This window comes from uncultured Halovibrio sp. (assembly GCF_913056445.1).
GTDB classification, from domain to species: domain Bacteria; phylum Pseudomonadota; class Gammaproteobacteria; order Pseudomonadales; family Oleiphilaceae; genus Halospina; species Halospina utahensis_B.
The window spans coordinates 1-16,615 of record NZ_CAJXMA010000061.1 but is presented as its reverse complement, the minus strand read 5'-3'; the positions used below and the strand labels follow the sequence as shown (position 1 = coordinate 16,615).

Genomic DNA, 16,615 nt, shown 5'->3' with positions numbered 1-16,615 from the left:
GTGAGAACTGGAAGTACACGGAAGCCTGCAAAAAAGTGGCCCAGCCGCGCCGCTTCAACGCCAGTGTCACCGGCATCGACATCTCCGCCAACGCCCTGGCCTACGGCCAGTCCGCCGGCATCTACGACAACACCATCCAGGCTGACCTGAACACGCCGGATGCCGCGACCCAGGCGGAACTCGAAAAGACCATGAAGAACGCCAATATCCTGATCTCCACGGCGGCCCTGGTCTATCTCGAGCCCCACGCGGTGGAACGCCTGATGGATGAATTCGCCGCTGGCGACGACGAAGGCTACCTGCTGGTGAACTTCCTCAACCCCTTCGCACTGGAAGCGGCGGACGCCACCAAGCGCATCCTGCTCGAGCGCTTTGAGTTCGTCGGCAGCATGGCCTCACGCCACCGGCTCATGTCCGAGCTGGAGCGCTCCAACTACCCGGGCGAGGAATGGGCCCTGCTGGAAATCTGGGCGCTCAAGCGCCGCAAGTAATCCAGGTTACGGCGCCGCCTTCAGCAGTTGCCATGGGCGGTGCCAGACCGGCTGCCAGCCGGTCTGCCCTTCCCCCGCGCGCCACTCCGGCGCCAGCCAGAGATCCGCAATCGCCACCAGTTCCCCGCCGCCACTGAAAACCAACGGCAGGTGTGCCCGTTCCCAGGGCGGAATGCGCTGTTCCTGCAGCCACTTGCGCAACGGGCGATGGGGCTGGCCGGGACCGGGGCGGAATCGCTCACCGCCGGCGCGGGCCCGGATCCGGAAACGCTCACCCGCATTCACAGCCAGGCCGCTTCCCTCATATCGCTCGGCGGACAGCCGGGTTCCGAACCACTCCAGATCGTTGCCCACAGACCATTCAACCGCCGCATCCCGGCCCACCACGGGTAGATCCGGAACCAGCCAGAGCTGATCCCGGAAACGGCAGACCCGCCAGTCTTCCCCGCGCAGTTCCGGTTGACCGTCATCGGGCGCGTGGAGCAGTGCCTCCAGCCCGGACGCCAGGCGCCGTTCACCCGGAGGCTGGCAACCGCGGCGGATCAGCAGATGACGCAGCAACTGTTGGCGCCGGGGCCCGCTCAGCTGACCCAGTGCCTGGACACTGATGCCCTGCCCGCTGGCCGCGCTTACGGCATCGATGTCGGCCAGCTCCGAAAGCAGCTGCTCCGCTTGCCGGCAGTGCTCAGCGCTGCGGCCCATGCGCCGACCGCTTCGGGGCCAACGCGCTTCCAGGCGCGGCATGATCTCGTGGCGCAGGTAGTTGCGATCAAAGCGGGTATCCCCGTTGGAACTGTCCTCGCACCAGTCCAGCGCCCAGTCACGGGCCAGAGCCTCAATGCGCCGCCTTTCCATGCCCAGCAGGGGGCGTACGAGACGACCGCTGCCCAGTTCCCTTTCCGCTGGCATCCCGGCCAGCCCACGCACGCCACTGCCGCGCAACAGCCGCAGCAACACGGTCTCGGCCTGGTCGTCACCATGGTGTGCCATGAACAGGAGATCCCCTGGTTCCAACAGGGACTCAAAGCACTCATACCGGGCGTTTCTGGCCCGGGCCTCCAGATCCGGCTGCTCCGGATCAAGCGCCAGCCGCTCACTCACCAGCGGCACAGCCAGCGCGTCACAGACCCGCTCACAGTGCTGCTGCCACTGATCCGCGGACGCGTTCAGACCATGATGGAGATGAATGGCATGCAGATGGGCATTGTGGCGTGGCGCCAGCGCGGCCAGGCAGTAGAGAAGAAAGGTGGAATCGCAGCCGCCGCTGAGAGCAACCCACCAGCGACGGCTTTCCGGCAGGTTGTGAAAGGCCCCGTTCAGATCCTGGGGCCAGGCCTCCGGCGCCGGCGGTTCACTGCTTGCTGGCATCGTAGCGGGTCAGGCGCTCGTACCGCTGCTCGACCAGTTCGGAAATGGAGAGCTGTTCCAGTGCGTCCAGCTCCTCAACCAGGGCCTCCCGCAGGCTTGCGCCCATGGTGGACTGGTCGCGGTGGGCACCGCCCAGCGGCTCCGGAATGATCCGGTCGGAGACGCCCAGGGACTTGAGCCGGTCCGCGGTCACACCCATGGCCGCGGCCGCGTCCGCGGCGTGGTCGGCGCTCTTCCACAGGATGGACGCGCAGCCCTCAGGCGAGATGACGGCATAGGTGGAATACTGGAGCATGCAGAGCCGGTCACCGACGCCGATGGCCAGCGCGCCCCCTGAGCCGCCCTCACCGATGACGGTGCAGATGATGGGCGTCTGCAACCGGGACATCAGTGCCAGGTTATTGGCAATCGCCTCGCTCTGGCCGCGCTCCTCGGCACCAATGCCGGGATAGGCGCCGGGCGTGTCGATCAGTGTGATCAGCGGCAGCTGGAAGCGTTCGGCCATGCGCATGAGCCGGGCCGCCTTGCGGTAACCCTCGGGTTTGGGCATGCCGAAATTGCGGTGGACCTTATCCTTGATCTCACGCCCCTTCTGGTGACCGATGACCATCACCGGCCGGCCATCAAGCCGTGCCAGGCCACCCACAATGGCCGGGTCATCCGCAAAGCTGCGATCACCGTGGAGTTCATCGAAATCCGTGAACACTTCATCGATGTAGTCGAGGGTGTAGGGACGCTGGGGATGGCGCGCCAGCCGCGCGATGTCCCATGCCTTGAGGTCGCCGAATATGCTCTCGGTCAGGCTGATGCTCTTGTTGCGGAGCCTGTTGATCTCCTCCGAGATGTTGACGTCGGCATCATTGCCGACCAGACGGAGTTCCTCGATCTTGTCCTCGAGTTCGGCGATGGGCTGTTCGAAATCCAGGTATTGGGGGTTCATGGCGCTCCATCTGTTGTTTCTTGCAACCGTTTATTCATCGTATACCAAAGTCACGCGATCGTCGCCCAGCAGGTGGCGCAGGCTCAACAGAAGTTCGTCGTCCGGCTGCACCTGCCAGTCCTCACCCAGGCGGATCAGCGTGCTCGCATCCGGGCTGTAATAGGCCAGATTAACCGGGCAGCCGTTACCGCGATAGGGCCGCAACACTTCCTCCAGATGATCCAGGAAGCCGTTGGCGCACTGTGGCCGATCCACCGCAAGGCGGATGCCGTGGCTGTACTGGCGGCGGGCGGCATTGATGTCCATCACACCGTCCGCGGTCATCTTGAGCGATCCGCTGTAGTCATCGTAGCTGATGCGCCCTTCCAGGATCAGCACATTGTCCGCCTGCAGAAGATCCTTGTACTCCATGAAGGCGTCCGTGAACAGGGTCGCCTCAATGCGGGCGCTGCGATCGTCCAGGGTGACGAACGCCATGGGCTGGCCACGGCGGTTCTTCATGGTGCGCACCGCAACCACCAGGCCGGCAATCCGCTGGGTGCCTTTGCCCTGCTGCAGGTTGGCGATGGGCGTGGGCACGAAATGGCGGACCTCGCTCTCGTAGGCATCGAAGGGATGACCCGTCAGGTAGAGCCCCAGGGTTTCCTTCTCCGCCTGGAGGCGCTGCTTATCGCTCCACTCGCGCAGGTGGGCCACATCCGCGAAGGGATTCTCATCCCCGGTGGAGACCAGATCCTCACCGAACAGGTCGCCCATGCCGGCATTGGCATTGCGGCTGAGCTGGCCGGCCTGCTGGATGGCCTTGTCGATACTGGCCATCATCTTCGCCCGGCTCGGGCCCAGGTTATCCAGGGCGCCGGCGCGGATCAGTGCCTCGATGGCGCGCTTGTTGACCTTGCGCATCTCCACGCGTGCGCAGAAATCGAACATGTCGCGGAAGGCACCGTCTTCCTGGCGCGCCGCCGTGATGCTTTCAATGGGCCCTTCACCCAGGCCCTTGATCGCGCCAAGACCGTAGACCACCTGGCCATCATCATTGACGGTGAAGCTGAACTCACTGGTGTTCACGTCCGGCAGCACCAGATCCAGCCCCATGCGGCGGCATTCCTCGACCAGCGTGACCACCTTGTCGGTGTTCTGCATGTCCGCGGTCAGCACCGCCGCCATGAACTCCGCCGGGTAATGGGCTTTGAGCCACAGAGTCTGGTAGGAGACCAGCGCGTAGGCCGCCGAGTGCGACTTGTTGAAGCCGTAGCCGGCGAACTTTTCCACCAGATCGAAGATGTTGTCCGCCAGTTCCTTGCTGATGCCGTTGTTTTCGCAGCCTTCGAGAAACGCCTTCTTCTGCTTCTCCATCTCGGAGGCTTTCTTCTTGCCCATGGCGCGGCGCAGCAGGTCCGCCTGGCCAAGGGAGAAGCCCGCCATGACCTGGGCGATCTGCATCACCTGCTCCTGATAGAGGATGATGCCATGGGTGGGCTTAAGCACCGGCTTGAGGCCGTCGTACTGGAAATCCGGGTGCGGGTAGGCCTCGGGCTGGCGCCCGTGCTTGCGGTCGATGAAGTCATCCACCATACCGGACTGCAGCGGCCCGGGCCGGAACAGGGCCACCAGCGCGATCATGTCCTCAAGGCTGGCGGGCTCAAGACGCCGGATCAGGTCCTTCATGCCGCGTGATTCCAGCTGGAAGACCGCCGTGGTCTCGGCCTTCTTGAGCAGCTCAAAGGAGGGCTGATCGTCCAGTGGAATCTCGTCGATGTCGATATCCGCCTCGCCGCGCTCGCGCCGGCGACGGTTCACCATGGCCAGGGCCCAGTCGATGATGGTCAGGGTCCGCAGGCCGAGGAAGTCGAACTTGACCAGCCCGGCCTCCTCCACGTCGTTCTTGTCGAACTGGGTGACGACACTGCCGCCGTCTTCTTCACAATACAGCGGGGCGAAATCGGTCAGCTTGGTGGGCGCGATCACCACGCCGCCGGCGTGCTTGCCGGCGTTACGGCAGATGCCCTCTAGCTTCTTCGCCATCTCCCATATTTCCTGGGCTTCCTCGTCCTGCTCCAGGAACTCGCGCAGCGGCTCTTCTTCCTCATGGGCCCGTTCCAGGGTCATTCCCGGATCGAAGGGAATGAGCTTGGACATGCGGTCCGCCAGCCCGTAGGACTTGCCCTGGACCCGGGCGACGTCGCGCACCACGGCCTTGGCCGCCATGGTTCCGAACGTGATGATCTGAGAGACGGCATTCTTGCCGTAGCGCTCGGACACATAGTGGATGACCCGGTCGCGCCCTTCCATGCAGAAGTCCACGTCGAAGTCCGGCATGGACACACGCTCCGGATTGAGGAAGCGCTCAAACAGCAGATCGTACTGCATCGGGTCGATGTTGGTGATCAGCAGCGCGTAGGCCACCAGAGAGCCGGCACCCGAGCCACGCCCGGGCCCCACGGGCACCCCGTTGTCCTTGGCCCACTGGATGAAGTCCATCACGATCAGGAAGTAGCCCGGGAACCCCATCTGGTTGACGATGTTGAGCTCGAAGTCCAGGCGTTCGTAGTAGCGCGCCCGCTTCTCTTCATAGTTGGGATCCGTGCGGTCCAGGATGCGCTCAAGGCGCTTCTCAAGCCCCTCTTCCGAGACCTTGCGGAAGTACTCATCCATAGTCATCCCTTCCGGGATGGGGTACTGGGGCAGCGAGATCTCGCCCAGCTTGACCGGGACCGTGCACCGGCGCGCAATCTCAATGGTATTGTCGATCGCCTCCGGGATATCCTCGAACAGCTCGATCATCTCCTCCTGGGAACGGAGGTACTGCTGGTCGCTGAAGCGCCGCTCACGCCGGGGGTCATCCAGGGTCTTGCTCTCGCCGATACAGACCCGGGCCTCATGGGCCTCGAAGTCATCAGCCTCCAGGAAGTGGACGTCGTTGGTGGCCACTACCGGCAGTTCCAGCATCTGGGCCAGAGCCACCTGCCCGTGCACACAGTCCTCGTCATAGGGGCGGCCGGTGCGCTGGAGCTCAAAATAGAAGGCGCCGGGGAACAGGGCGGCCCAGTAGCGGGCCCGTTCCTCGGCCAGTTCCTGCTTGCCGGCCAGTATGGCCCGGCCGATGTCCCCGTCCCGGGCGCCGGAGAGCATGAGCAGGCCTTGCGCTCTCTGTTCGATCCACTCCCGCTCCACCAGTGGTATCCCGGTGGCCAGGCCATCGGTATAGCCCAGGGAGATGATCTCGGTCAGGTTGCCGAAGCCGGTCTGGTTGCGTGCCAGCAGGGTAATGCGGAAGGGTTTGTGCGGGTCCTCGGGATTGCGCAGCCAGATATCCGCGCCAATGATGGGCTTGATACCGGCGCTGGTGGTGCCCTCGTAGAACTTCACCAGCGAGCACATGTTGGACTGTTCGGTCAGCCCGATGGCGGGCATGCCCATTTCCGCCGCGCGCTCGATCAGTGGCTTGATCCGGATCAGGCCATCGACCAGCGAATACTCCGAATGGATACGAAGATGAACGAATGTACGCGACACAGGGCTACTCCATGACCTCGACCAGTTCCTCCCCGGTCTGCTCACCGAAGCGGGCCTCGACCACGTCCCCCTCCGGGTTGATCACAAAGGTAGCAGGAAGGGAGACCGGGTGCTCCCAGCCGTAATGGGCCTGGGGATCGTCAGTGACGACGGTGAACTCGATGCCCATGTCCTCCATGAGGGTGCGAAGAGGCTGACCTTCCACCTGATCGAAGTTCACGCCCAGAACCCGGACTCCGTCGCGCTGATCCAGCGCATTCAGTTCCGGGATCTCTTCGTAGCAGGGTTTGCACCATTCCGCCCAGTAGTTGACGAAGACCCACTGGCCCTCCAGCTCGCTGGTTCTGACCACGTCACCTTTGGCGGCGGCAAAATCGACGCTGCCACCCAGGCCACCGGGCATACCGTCACAGCCCGCAAGCGCGAGCAGCAGCACGACAACCGTCGCGCGCATGAGATGAATCACCGCCAACCTCCTGATAGAGTAACGGGCAAAGCCGGATAGAACATTGTAACGGCAAAACCGGCCTCCGTAATCCATACCCGCTGAAGTGAATCGCCCGTAATGACCGAGACCGCACGCCGCCATTCCGACCTGCCACTGGCCCACTGGGTCGGGCTGGCAAGCTTTTTCTCACTCATGGCCATACTGGCGCTGACTACCTTCTGGCCGGCGCCGGTGGAGGGGGCTTCCAAAACCGCCATCCTGGCTATCAAGCTCGTGCCACTGGTGATTTTTGTGCCCGGACTCCTGCGTGGCCGGAACATCACCTACATCTGGGCCTGTTTCATGATGATGATCTATTTCGCGCCCCTGTCGGTCAGCTCCTACCTCTACGGCTGGCCCCTGACGAGCGTGATCCCGCTTGTACTGACGCTGGTTTTTTTCGTGGCGGCCCTGTTCAAGCTGCGCCAGGACCCGCGCAACCCCGGCATCACCACGGGCTGATCATCCATGGCGAGAACCTCGAACCCCGAGCGTGACCAGCCACTGAGCCTGCCCCAGGTATGCGATGCCCTGGTGCAGGACGGGCGCATCTCCGAGGAGGAAGCCCGTGAGGTCCGCAACGCCAACCTGGGGTCGGATGCCCACAGGCACCCGCTGGAGATGATTGCCGACGCCCAGCTCCATGATGCCAATACCGGCAAGCTCCTGGACCTGGATGCCCTCACGCAGTGGCTGGCCCACTGGTCGGGGCTGGAATACGTGCACATCGACCCGCTCAAGGTGGATGTGCCCTCGGTGGCGGACGTGATGTCGTACGCCTACGCCCAGCGCAATGGCATCCTGGCCGTGAAAGTCACCCGCGATGAGGTCCAGGTGGCAACCGCCCAGCCGTTCCAGCGCGAATGGATCAGCAACCTGGAACACATCACCCGGCGGACGGTGACCCCCGTAGTGGCCAACCCGGCGTCCATCCGCCGCTTCACCGTGGAGTTCTACCAGCTGGCCAATTCCGTCAGCAAAGCGGGAGGCGAGGATGCCAGCAAACACGTCCAGAGCTTTGAGCAACTGCTCGACCTGGGCGAAGGCAAGGCGGACGCCAATGACCAGCACGTGGTCAGCATCGTCGACTGGCTGCTGCACTACGCCTTTGAGCAGCGCGCCAGCGATATCCACATCGAACCCCGCCGGGAGATGTCCCAGGTACGGTTCCGGATCGACGGCGTCCTGCACACCGTCTACGAATTCCCGATCAACGTGGGCATTGCCGTGCTCAGCCGGCTCAAGATCCTGGGCCGACTGAACGTGGCGGAAAAGCGTCGCCCCCAGGACGGTCGCATCAAGACACGCAAGCCGGATGAGAGCGAAGTGGAGCTGCGCATCGCGACCATGCCCACCGCCTTCGGCGAAAAGATGGTGCTGCGGATCTTCGACCCGGAGGTACTGCTCAAGCCCTTTGAGCAGATGGGCTTCTCGCGCGATGATCGCGAGCGCTGGCAGCGCATCACCGACAACCCCTACGGCATCATCCTGGTCACCGGTCCCACGGGTTCCGGCAAGACCACGACCCTCTACTCCACGCTGCGGCAGATGGCGTCGGACGATGTGAACATCTGCACCATCGAGGACCCCATCGAGATGGTGGAACCGGCGTTCAACCAGATGCAGGTCCAGCACGGCATCGATCTGACCTTCGCCCATGGCGTGCGCGCGCTCCTGCGCCAGGATCCGGACATCATCATGATCGGCGAGATCCGCGACCAGGAGACCGCGGACATGGCGGTTCAGGCCGCGCTGACCGGCCACCTGGTGCTCTCCACCCTGCATACCAACGATGCCCCCAGTGCCCTGACCCGGCTGCTCGAACTGGGACTGCCGAGCTACCTGATCCGGGCCACGGTCATCGGGGTCATGGCTCAGCGCCTGGTCAGGACCCTGTGCACCGGGTGTAAAACGGAAGGCAGCATCGATCCGGAAGCCTGGCGAACCCTTACCCGCCCCTGGAAAGCACCCACGCCGGAGCATCCCTGCGAGCCGGTCGGCTGCCTGCAGTGCCGCAACACCGGGTACCTGGGGCGGTCGGGGGTGTACGAGATCATGCCCGTGGAAGGCGCGGTTGAGGAACTGATCACGCCTGAATGCGACGTAAACCAGCTGCGCCGGGAAGCCTATAAGCAGGGCATGATGTCACTGCGCCTGTCCGGCGCCCAGAAAGTCGCTGCCGGGCTGACCACCATCGAGGAAGTCATGCGGGTCACCCCGGAAAGCCAGCGGTAGGAGCGAGCCCTGCTCGCGAGGGTATCGCCTGCAAGGCAGGCTCCTACAGGTGCAGGTTGTCATCACCCCTGTAGGAGCGCGCCTCGCGCGCGATGGCCCCGGCACAGCCGGGGCCCTTCATGGATCAGCCGAACAGCTTCACTGCCTGCTCCGCCACATGCTTACCCTGGAACCGGGCGATCGCCTTCTCGCGCTCGTCCGCCTGCCGGGAGCCGTCACCGCCTGCCAGCATGGTCGCCCCATAGGGGGTGCCGCCGCCGGGCTGGGAGATGTCGAAAAGCTCCCCCGTACCGTAGCCGATCGGCACAATGGTCATGCCGTGGTGGGCCAGGGTCACCCAGAAGGTGGTAATGGTCTGTTCCTCACCGCCACCGGTACCGGTTGAACCGAACACGCTGGCGAGCTTGCCGTGCAGGGCGCCCTTCGCCCAGAGCCCGCCAGTCTGGTCCATGAAGGTCCGCATCTGGCCGGCCATGTTGCCGAAGCGGGTGGGCGTGCCGAAAAGGACAGCATCGTAATCAGCCAGCTCGTTCGGGGTTGCCACCGGCGCCTGCTGATCGGCCTTGCCGCCAGCGTTTGCGAAGGCGTCGGAGTCCATGGTCTCCGGAACCCGCTTGACCGTCACCTCGGCGCCATCAACGCTGCCCGCGCCTTCCGCCACGGTGTTCGCGAAGTCTTCCATGTGACCATACATCGAATAGTAAAGAACCAGTACTTTCGCCATTTTCCATCTCCTGTGGTGTTGCGTGTGATCTGTTACTGCTGGTCAGACTAGCGCCCTGCCCGCCCCCATCAAAGCGGAACATTTCGAGCACCCTGTTCAAAATGACTGATGTCGCGATGCGGACTCCTGTCCGCACAACAACGGGGATTTCTCAAGTATCGCCATATGCAGCCGTTAATTGTTGTCACAGCGATATAAACAGGCGGACTCTTGATGATCCCGCCGCTATCATCTGCCGTAGTCGTCATGACCAGTCCTTCAAGAGGAAATGCCTGGATGAGTGAAGATTCCAGTAATGTCGTGGTCCTTGGTGCCCAGGTGGACATCTCCATGGCGGGCATGCTGTACCAGCAGCTCTCCAGTGCCCTGGATGCGGACGGTACTGCGATTCTGGATGGTACCGATACCGAAAGGGTCGATACCGCGGGCGTCCAGCTTCTGCTGGCATTCCGGCGACAGGCTGAAATGCAGGGGCGTGATTGGGAATGGCGTAACCGCCCGCGGTGCCTTGCCGAAGCGGAATCCCTTCTTGGCACCGAAACTGCGTGACTATTCTGAAACGCCGGCAAGCGGCAAGGAGTTGACGATGGCAAACATTCTCGCGGTGGATGATTCCGCCTCGATGCGGCAGATGGTCTCACACACACTCAAGCAGAACGGCCACAGCGTTGTGGATGCCCCTGACGGCAAGGCCGCACTGGACAAGGCCAAACAGCAGAAGTTCGACGCGGTCATCACCGACGTGAACATGCCGAACATGGATGGCATCACGCTGATCAAGGAGCTGCGCAAACTGCCCAACTACAGGTTCACGCCGCTTCTGCTGCTGACCACCGAGTCGGCCCCGGAAAAGAAACAGGAAGGCAAGGCGGCCGGCGCAACCGGCTGGCTGGTCAAACCCTTTGATCCGGAAAAACTGATGGGCGCCGTCCGCAAGGTTGTGCGGTAAGCACCGAATTCACCGGAATCACAGGCCGGAGTGGCTATGAGCATCGACATGAACCAGTTCCTGCAGACCTTCTTCGAAGAAAGCTTCGAGGGACTGGACGACATGGAAAACGGCCTGCTCAACATGACGGCCGGCGAACCGGACGTCGAACAGCTCAATGACATCTTCCGGGCGGCCCACTCGATCAAGGGCGGCGCGGGGACCTTCGGCCTGAACTCAGTCACCGATCTGACCCACAAGCTTGAAACCCTGCTGGACCGCCTGCGGGAAGGCGAAAGCGAGGTGACCACCGACGGGATCAACCTGCTTCTGGCGTCCGTGGACTGCCTGCGCTCCCTGCTCCAGGCAGAGCGTGATGGCACTGAAGCGGATCCCCAGCAGGCGGCCGACATCACCACCCGGCTGGCGGCCATGGTCGACGGCGACGATGACGACGGCAGCAGCAGCGACGGTAATGCTGGTGATGATGCTGGCAGCACCGCTGCGGCTGACGATGGCTCCGGCCCGGGCGGCGGCTGGCGGATCGGTTTTACACCCGAACCCCACCTGTTCATGACCGGCAACGACCCGCTGCGGCTGCTGGAGGAACTGAGCGAACTCGGTGAGATCCAGGTGAGCTGCGACAGCAGCAGTCTCCCCGCCCTGCCGGACCTTGACCCGGAACAGTGTGTTCTGAGCTGGACCATTGACCTGTATGGAGATGTCGAGCGGCAAGCCATTGAAGAGGTGTTCGAGTGGGTCGAGGATGACTGCGCCCTGACCATTGAGCCTCTGGAACCGGGCGGCGGGGATACCACCACCGCGGCCCCGGAACCCGAGGCGGCCAGCGCCGGAGAGCCGGCGGGCGACGACACGCAACAGAAGCCGGCACAGCAGAGCAGCGGCGGCAATGCCAGCACCAGCAGCTCCATCCGGGTGGACACGGGCAAGATCGACAACCTCATCGATATGGTCGGTGAACTGGTCATCACCCAGTCCATGCTCAACGAGCTGGGCGAGAACTTCACCATGGACAAACTGGAGAAGCTTCAGGACGGCCTGGCGCAGCTTGAGCGCAACACCCGCGAGTTGCAGGAAAACGTCATGCGCATCCGCATGGTGCCGATCAGCTTCGCCTACTCGCGCCTGCCGCGCATGGTCCATGACCTGATGCGCCAGCTGGGCAAGAAGGTGGACCTGCAGCTCAACGGCGAGGAGACCGAACTGGACAAGACGGTGATGGAGAAGATCATCGACCCGCTTGTCCACCTGGTCCGCAACGCCATGGATCACGGCATTGAGCCCCCGGAAAAACGCGCCGAGCTGGGCAAGCCCGAGACCGGCACCCTGGAGATGAACGCCTACCACAAGGGCGGCTACATCGTCATCGAGATCAACGATGACGGTGGCGGCATCAGCCGTGACCGGCTGCTCAACAAGGCCCGCGAGGCGGGGCTGGTGGAAAACGGTTCGGAACTCTCCGACGAGCAGGTCTTCGACTTCATCTTCCATCCCGGCCTGTCCACCCATGATGAGGCCACCGACGTCTCCGGTCGTGGCGTGGGCATGGACGTGGTCAAACGCAACATCAAGGCACTGGGCGGCAACATCACCGTCAACTCAACCCCCGGCAAGGGGACGCGCTTCGCCATCCACCTGCCGCTGACCCTGTCCATCCTCGACGGGCAGCTGTTCCGGGTGGGCGACCAGGTCTATGTGGTGCCGCTGATCTCGATCATGGAATCTCTGCAGATGCAGGGCGGCAAGATCAAGCGCATGGCCGGCACCTCCGAGCTCTATGAGTGGCGGGACGACTACATTCCCATCATCCGCCTGCGGGAGCTGTTCAACGAGGCCGGCGGGGGCGATCTGGAGAACGAGCTGATGGTGGTCGTGGAAGAAGACGACCGTTACGTCGGGCTCCACGTGGACGAACTCCTCGGCCAGCAGCAGGTCGTGATCAAGAGCCTCAAGAGTAATTACCGGCCGGTGACCGGCTTTGCCGGGGCAACCATCCTGGGCAATGGCACCGTGGCGCTGATCCTCGACATTGCCGGGCTTCTTGAGCTGGCCCAGGCACGCGACGAAGTGCTCACGAAGGGAGCCAATAACTGATGAGCGAATCCGCAAGCGACAAGACCAACAGCGTCGCTACCACCCAGCAGGATGCCGCACTCCAGGGCACCGTGGGCGACGGCGACCAGTATCTCACCTTCACGCTGGGGGATGAGGAATACGGTGTGGACATCCTCAGGGTCCAGGAGATCCGGGCCTGGGATACCGCCACCCCCATTCCCAACACCCCGCCCTACGTGAAGGGGGTCATCAACATGCGAGGCACCATCGTGCCGGTGGTGGACCTGCGCGAGCGTTTCGGCATGGAAACGCTGGAATACACCCAGTTCACCGTGGTGGTGCTGGTCAAGGTCATCCACGGCAACCGGGAGCGGATCATGGGTCTGATCGTGGATGCACTTTCCGAGGTCTATGGGATCAACGAAGACCAGCTCCGGCCACCGCCCGAGTTCGGCACCGTGATCCGGACGGACTTCATCCGCGGCCTCGCCACCATGGAGGACAAGATGGTGATCGTACTGGACGTGGACAGTCTGCTCGGCGAGGACGCCGGGGTGGGCGGGGACGGCGACTGACCCATGCGTGCTGTCGCGGTCCTGAACCAGAAAGGTGGTGTCGGCAAGACGACCACCAGCGTTCACCTCGCCCATGGTATGGCACGGCTGGGTGAATGGGTTCTGGGCATCGACATGGACCCGCAGGGGCACATGGGCACCAGCCTGGGCGCGGACAACCGCCTGCCCGGGCTCGACCGGGTGCTCCTGAACGAGGAGCGCCTGGTGGATCACCGCCAGAACGTTCGCGAACACCTGGATCTGACCTGTGCCGGCCCCGGACTGCGCAGCTTCGAGACACTGGACGAGGGCGGCCCGGAGCGCGGCTGGTGGCTGAACGAAGCGCTGTACGAACTGGAAACGGAAAGCGCCAGCGAGGCACCGGAATGGGTGATCATGGACTGCCCGCCCTCCTCCGGGCTGCTGGCCATGAACGCCCTGCTCGCCGCCGATGACCTGGTGATACCGGTGTCCTGCGATTTCCTGTCATTGCAGGGGCTGTCCACGCTGATGCAGACGCTTTCAAAGGTCGAGGAACGGATGCAGGGAGCCAGCCGCAAGTGGCTGGTCCTGACCCGCTTCCAGACCCGGCGGCGACTGTCGCGCGAGGTGCAGGAAACCCTGGTGAACCACTTCCCGGGGCAGCTGCTGCAGACGCCGATCCGGGAGAACGTAGCCCTGGCGGAAGCGCCGGGGTTCGGCAGAACGGTTTTTGAATACCAGGCCACCAGTAACGGCGCCGCCGACTACGCGGCCCTGGTGGAGGATCTGAGATTGGGGAGAGTGCGCTGATGGCCGAGAACAACCGCAGTAACCGCAACGGCGGCTCCGGGCGCCGTGGCGGAGGCCGGCGGCAGAAACTGGGCAATGATCCGCTGGCATGGATGGAAGACGGCGACGGAACACCCCCGGAGCCGGAACCTGAACCGGCCACCGGCCCCAGAGACGAACAGAAGACACAACAGACCGAGTCACGGGAGAGCAAGACCATGGCCAGCACCAACCAGAGTAACCAGGTCACCATTGACCCGGCGGAATACGAGGCCCTCCAGCGCACCAAGCTGGCCCTGCATACCGCGACCACGGCAATGATGACGACGGACCCAGAGGGCCGCATCGACTACCTCAACGAACGCATGCAGGACCTGCTGCGCGATTATGAGCGCGACCTCGCTGAAGAGAACCGGGGCTTTCGTGCCAAGGGACTGGAGGGCGAGGATCTGGTGGATACCTTCCCCCAGCTGCGTTCCATTGCCCGCCAGATGAACAAGGTCCGCAATGACGCCATCCACGAGACTGTGGACATCGGCCGGCTGCGCTTCGACATCGCTATTACCGGGGAAGAGAACGAGCGGGGCGAATTCCTGGGCAACACCATTGAATGGTTTGATAAGACCGAGGAGCGCGAGCGCGAGGAGAACGAGGAGCAGGTCCGCTCGGAACTCAAGGATATGATCAACCAGGTCCGTGAGGGGCGGCTCGACGAGCGGGTCGACACCGACGCCATGTCCGAGGGCTTCATCAAGGACCTGAGCGCGGACGTGAACAGGGTCGTGGACGCCGCCCAGCGGCCCACTCAGGAAGTGATCCGCGTCATGAAGAACCTCGCGGATGGCAACCTGCACGACAAGATGCAGGGCGAGTTCGAGGGCGACTTCGGTCGACTCCAGGAGGCGGTCAACGAAACCGTGGATGTGCTGCGCAACACGGTTGAACAGATCACCGATGCCACCGGCAACATCGACTCCGCGGCCAAGGAGATCGCCCAGGGCAACCAGGACCTGTCCCAGCGTACCGAGGAGCAGGCCAGTTCCCTGGAGGAAACCGCCTCATCGATGGAGGAGATCACCTCCACCGTGAAGCAGAATGCGGACAACGCCCAGGAATCCAACCAGCTGGCTACGGCGGCGCGCGAAAAAGCCGAGCGCGGTGGTGAGATCGCCCGCCAGGTGGTGGATGCCATGGGCGAGATCAAGAGTTCGTCCAGCGAGATCAATGACATCATCACGGTGATCGACGAGATCGCCTTCCAGACCAACCTGCTGGCCCTGAACGCGGCCGTCGAGGCAGCGCGTGCGGGCGAACACGGGCGCGGATTCGGCGTGGTGGCCGCCGAGGTCCGCAACCTGGCCCAGCGCAGCGCCTCCGCCGCCAAGGACATCAAGAAGCTGATCAAGGACTCCAGCGAGAAGGTCGAGCACGGCACCAAGCTGGTGGACGAATCCACCGAGACCCTTAACGAGATCATCAACTCGGTCCAGACGGTGACTGACAAGATCGCCGAGATCGCGGCGGCCAGCAACCAGCAGTCCTCCGGGATCGACGAGATCAACAAGGCCGTTTCCCAGCTGGATGAGGTCACCCAGCAGAACGCGGCCCTGGTGGAAGAAGCAGCGGCGGCCTCCGAGTCCCTGGATGAACAGACCACCTCACTGGTGGATCTGATGAGCTTCTTCGGCGACAGCGGCGCAGGCAGCCAGAAGGCGGCCAGCGGGAGCCGTGCCGGAGGCGGACAGCGCCAGAGCACCGGTGCGGGCAGCCGCAGCCAGGGTCAGCGTTCCACACTGGCCCAGCGTGGCAATAATGGTTCAGGCACGGGGGCCAGGTCCGCCCAGAGCAGTGCGGCGGGCGGAGCCAACACCGGCGCGACGGCCCGGAACACCGGACAGCAGGCAGAAGACGGCAATGATGACAGTGAATGGGAAGAGTTCTGAGCGGGAGTAGGCGATAGTGTCCCGGGAGCGGGAATTCCAGTTCACCCGTGGGGACTTTGAGTGGATCCGCGAGAAGGTGACTGGCGAAACCGGCATCCAGCTCAATCCCTCCAAGGACCAGATGGTGTATTCCCGGCTCGCCCGTCGCCTGAGAGCGCTGGGCCTGCCGGATTTCGCCTCCTACAGGAAGCTGCTGGAACAGGACAATGGCGAGGAGATGGGCCAGTTCGTTAACGCCCTGACCACCAACCTCACGGCCTTCTTCCGGGAATCCCACCACTTCGATCATCTGGCGGGGATCCTTCAGGAATGGGCCGGCGAGCCCATCAACATCTGGTCCGCAGGCTGTTCCACCGGCGAGGAAGCCTACTCCATCGCCATGACGGTGCTGGAGAATCTCAGCGCACAGGATGCCGAAAGGGTGACCATCACCGCCACCGACCTGGACAGCAGCGTGGTGGAACACGGCCGCCGGGGCATCTACGACGAGGGACGGCTTTCCGGTGTGCCCGCGCTGCTGAAGAAACGCTACTTCCTCCGGGGAACCGGCCGCAATGCCGGCAAGGCGAAGGGGAAGGAGCC

The 16,615-nt window shown here is 63.5% G+C and carries 15 protein-coding genes; 10 read left to right on the top strand and 5 right to left on the bottom strand.

Features of this window, described 5'->3' with window-relative positions:
• Window positions 1–491: class I SAM-dependent methyltransferase (locus QZ501_RS11395; protein WP_295719569.1), on the top strand; the 491-nt coding region annotated here is incomplete at its 5' end.
• 6 nt (window positions 492–497) lie between these two features.
• Here the strand turns inward: QZ501_RS11395 and tilS are convergent.
• Genes tilS through QZ501_RS11375 form a run of 4 tightly spaced genes read right to left on the bottom strand, consistent with a single transcriptional unit; the run spans window position 498 to window position 6,769 of the window.
• On the bottom strand, window positions 498–1,859 hold the full coding sequence (gene tilS, locus QZ501_RS11390) for a tRNA lysidine(34) synthetase TilS (RefSeq protein ID WP_295719566.1): 1,362 nt from the start codon (window positions 1,857–1,859) through the stop codon (window positions 498–500).
• Entirely contained in the window at window positions 1,843–2,799 is a 957-nt protein-coding gene (accA, locus tag QZ501_RS11385) for an acetyl-CoA carboxylase carboxyl transferase subunit alpha (RefSeq protein WP_095617924.1), read from the bottom strand. Before accA ends, tilS begins: the two co-directional genes overlap by 17 nt.
• 30 nt (window positions 2,800–2,829) lie before the next feature.
• Window positions 2,830–6,315, bottom strand: a complete 3,486-nt coding sequence (dnaE, locus tag QZ501_RS11380) for a DNA polymerase III subunit alpha (RefSeq protein WP_151440892.1) — start codon at window positions 6,313–6,315, stop codon at window positions 2,830–2,832.
• Between the two features lie 4 nt (window positions 6,316–6,319).
• The gene (locus QZ501_RS11375) at window positions 6,320–6,769 is read right to left on the bottom strand and encodes a TlpA disulfide reductase family protein (protein ID WP_295719562.1); all 450 of its coding nucleotides are present in this window, start codon (window positions 6,767–6,769) and stop codon (window positions 6,320–6,322) included.
• Between the two features lie 111 nt (window positions 6,770–6,880).
• Between QZ501_RS11375 and QZ501_RS11370 the strand changes: the two genes are divergently transcribed.
• The gene (locus QZ501_RS11370; RefSeq protein WP_295719559.1) at window positions 6,881–7,264 is read left to right on the top strand and encodes a DUF2069 domain-containing protein; all 384 of its coding nucleotides are present in this window, start codon (window positions 6,881–6,883) and stop codon (window positions 7,262–7,264) included.
• A 6-nt stretch (window positions 7,265–7,270) separates the two neighbouring features.
• Entirely contained in the window at window positions 7,271–9,037 is a 1,767-nt protein-coding gene (locus QZ501_RS11365; protein ID WP_295719557.1) for a type II/IV secretion system protein, read from the top strand.
• Window positions 9,038–9,161: 124 nt separating this feature from the next.
• Here the strand turns inward: QZ501_RS11365 and wrbA are convergent, their stop codons facing one another.
• Window positions 9,162–9,761, bottom strand: coding sequence for an NAD(P)H:quinone oxidoreductase (wrbA, locus tag QZ501_RS11360; protein WP_160898634.1), 600 nt, complete (start codon window positions 9,759–9,761; stop codon window positions 9,162–9,164).
• A gap of 276 nt (window positions 9,762–10,037) precedes the next feature.
• Between wrbA and QZ501_RS11355 the strand changes: the two genes are divergently transcribed.
• The 7 genes from QZ501_RS11355 to QZ501_RS11325 form a co-directional block, all read left to right on the top strand.
• The gene (locus QZ501_RS11355; RefSeq protein WP_160898635.1) at window positions 10,038–10,310 is read left to right on the top strand and encodes an STAS domain-containing protein; all 273 of its coding nucleotides are present in this window, start codon (window positions 10,038–10,040) and stop codon (window positions 10,308–10,310) included.
• 37 nt (window positions 10,311–10,347) lie between these two features.
• Complete coding sequence (locus QZ501_RS11350; protein WP_151440886.1) at window positions 10,348–10,710, top strand: response regulator; 363 nt, start codon at window positions 10,348–10,350, stop codon at window positions 10,708–10,710.
• A 36-nt stretch (window positions 10,711–10,746) separates the two neighbouring features.
• On the top strand, window positions 10,747–12,804 hold the full coding sequence (locus QZ501_RS11345) for a chemotaxis protein CheA (protein ID WP_295719553.1): 2,058 nt from the start codon (window positions 10,747–10,749) through the stop codon (window positions 12,802–12,804).
• Entirely contained in the window at window positions 12,804–13,340 is a 537-nt protein-coding gene (locus tag QZ501_RS11340) for a chemotaxis protein CheW (protein ID WP_151440884.1), read from the top strand. The genes QZ501_RS11345 and QZ501_RS11340 overlap by 1 nt, the downstream gene beginning before the upstream one ends.
• A 3-nt stretch (window positions 13,341–13,343) precedes the next feature.
• The gene (locus tag QZ501_RS11335; RefSeq protein ID WP_295719549.1) at window positions 13,344–14,111 is read left to right on the top strand and encodes a ParA family protein; all 768 of its coding nucleotides are present in this window, start codon (window positions 13,344–13,346) and stop codon (window positions 14,109–14,111) included.
• Window positions 14,111–16,033, top strand: coding sequence for a methyl-accepting chemotaxis protein (locus QZ501_RS11330; protein WP_295719546.1), 1,923 nt, complete (start codon window positions 14,111–14,113; stop codon window positions 16,031–16,033). The genes QZ501_RS11335 and QZ501_RS11330 overlap by 1 nt, the downstream gene beginning before the upstream one ends.
• Before the next feature lie 16 nt (window positions 16,034–16,049).
• Window positions 16,050–16,615 (top strand): protein-glutamate O-methyltransferase CheR (locus QZ501_RS11325; RefSeq protein WP_295719542.1); only part of this gene is annotated, 566 nt, incomplete at its 3' end.